Origin of the sequence: Methylobacterium sp. B1 (assembly GCF_000333255.1) — a bacterium.
GTDB lineage: Bacteria > Pseudomonadota > Alphaproteobacteria > Rhizobiales > Beijerinckiaceae > Methylobacterium > Methylobacterium fujisawaense.
This window is the reverse complement of the sequence record NZ_BACT01000671.1, coordinates 1-1935: the sequence shown is the minus strand read 5'-3', so window position 1 is coordinate 1935 and position 1935 is coordinate 1. Positions and strand designations below refer to the sequence as shown.

Annotated in this window: 1 protein-coding gene and 1 pseudogene; both read right to left on the bottom strand. The window is 68.7% G+C overall.

All coding sequences use genetic code 11. From position 1 onward, the window contains the following. A pseudogene (locus I53_RS19900) lies at window positions 1-1296 on the bottom strand (transketolase); the annotation flags it as partial. Continuing rightward, window positions 1293-1935: glycoside hydrolase family 15 protein (locus I53_RS19895; protein ID WP_043353895.1), on the bottom strand; the 643-nt coding region annotated here is incomplete at its 5' end. The gene I53_RS19895 and the pseudogene I53_RS19900, both read right to left, overlap by 4 nt.

Here is a 1935-nt window from a genome sequence, read left to right as displayed (position 1 = left end):
GGAGCCGAAATGCAGGTTGCGGCCGCCCGGCGAGAACGGGCCGAACGAGCCCGCGCCCTCGAAGGTCAGGTTCGACTTGTTGGACGGCGCCAGATCCGCCGAGCCGCCGAGCAGGAACGGCACGTGCTGGGCGATGGCGTTCAGCACCTTGCCGGAGGATTCCCGGGTGGCGAGGCCCTTGGCGTCGGCCTCGAAGACCGGAATGTCCTTGTCCCAGCCGTGCGGCAGCCGGCCTTCCAGGAAGGCGTTCAGGTCCTCGGCGTGGGCGGCATCCGCCGCCTTGGCCTGGCTCAGCAGGCCCTGCCACGCGTCGTAGAGGCCGGCGCCGCGCTTGCCGATCCCATCGCGGAAATTCTCGCGGACGCCGTCCGGGACGAGGAACTGCGCGTCCTCCGGCCAGCCGTAGGCGCGCTTGGCCCCCTTGACCTCGTCTTCGCCCAGCGCGTCCGAGTGGGCCTTGGACGTGCCCTGCTTCTTCGGCGCCCCGTAGCCGATCACCGACTTGACGATGATCAGGGTCGGCCGGTCGTTGGTGGCGAGGAAGGTCTCGATCGAGCCGGCGAGCGCGTGCACGTCGTTGGCGTCCGCAACGCGCAGAACCTGCCAGCCATAGGCGAGGAACCGGGTGGCCACCTCCTCGCCGAAGGCCAGCTCGGTGTGGCCCTCGATGGTGATGGTGTTGTCGTCGTAGATCCAGCAGAGGTTCGCGAGCCGGAGGTGGCCGGCGAGGGACGCAGCCTCCGAGGCCACGCCCTCCATCAGGTCGCCGTCCGAGCACATCGCGTAGACGTTGTAGTCGAAGAGCGGCAGGTTCGGCCTGTTCAGGTGCTGGCCGAGGAAGCGGCTGCCCATGGCCATGCCGACCGAGTTGGCCACACCCTGGCCGAGCGGGCCGGTGGTGGTCTCGACGCCGGTGGTGAAGTGGTACTCGGGATGGCCCGGGGTCCGGCTGTCCAGCTGGCGGAACTTCTTGATGTCGTCCAGCGACACCGCCGGCGCGTTGCCGCCGTCGCTCTGCGCGACGCCCGCGAGATGCAGCAGCCCGTAGAGCAGCATCGAGGCGTGGCCGCAGGACAGCACGAAGCGGTCGCGGTTCGGCCAGTGCGGATGGGCCGGGTCGTAGCGCAGGTAGCGGTTCCACAGGGTGTAGGCGACCGGCGCCAGCGCCATGGGCGCGCCGGCATGGCCGGAATTGGCCTTCTGCACCGCGTCGATCGCGAGCGTCCGGATCGTGTTGATGCTGAGCGTATCGATCTCAGCGAGGTCCGCCTTGGCGGGAGTGTCAGCACCGCTCATGATGTCGCGTCTTCCAGTTCGCCTCGCGCGGTCCGTTTCGCGGCTTCGCGCTGCCGTAGGACGGCGGGAGGGGCTCCGTTGGCCTTACCACCCTGCCGATCCGCCGGCCCTTCGCCGCGCGTATAGCTGAGCAGCGTGTTGACGAGCGCGACGTGCGTGAACGCCTGAGGGAAGTTACCCACAAGACGCTTGGCTTGCACGTCGTATTCCTCGCTGACCAGGCCGAGATCGGTGCAGATGCCGATCAGGCGCTCGATCAGCACCCCCGCTTCGTCGCGGCGCCCCAGGCCGATGAGGTTGTCGGCGTACCAGAAGGTGCAGGGCAGGAAAGCCCCCTCGCTGCCCGTCAGGCCGTCGGTCGTCTGGCCCTCGGTCTCGTAGCGGAGGATGAACCCGTCCCGCATCAGCCCCTTGCCGATCGCCTCGACGGTGCCGATCACCCGGGGGTCGTCCTGCGGCAGGAAGCCGGTATGGGCGATGAGCAGCAGGCTCGCGTCCAGCGCCTTCGAGCCATAGGACTGGACGAAGCTGTTGAGCGCGGGGTCGAAGCCCTTGGCGCAGACCTCGGCGTGGATCTCGTCCTTGATGGCGCGCCAGCGCTTGGCATGTTCCTCGGTGGCGCCCGATTCGTGCATCTCG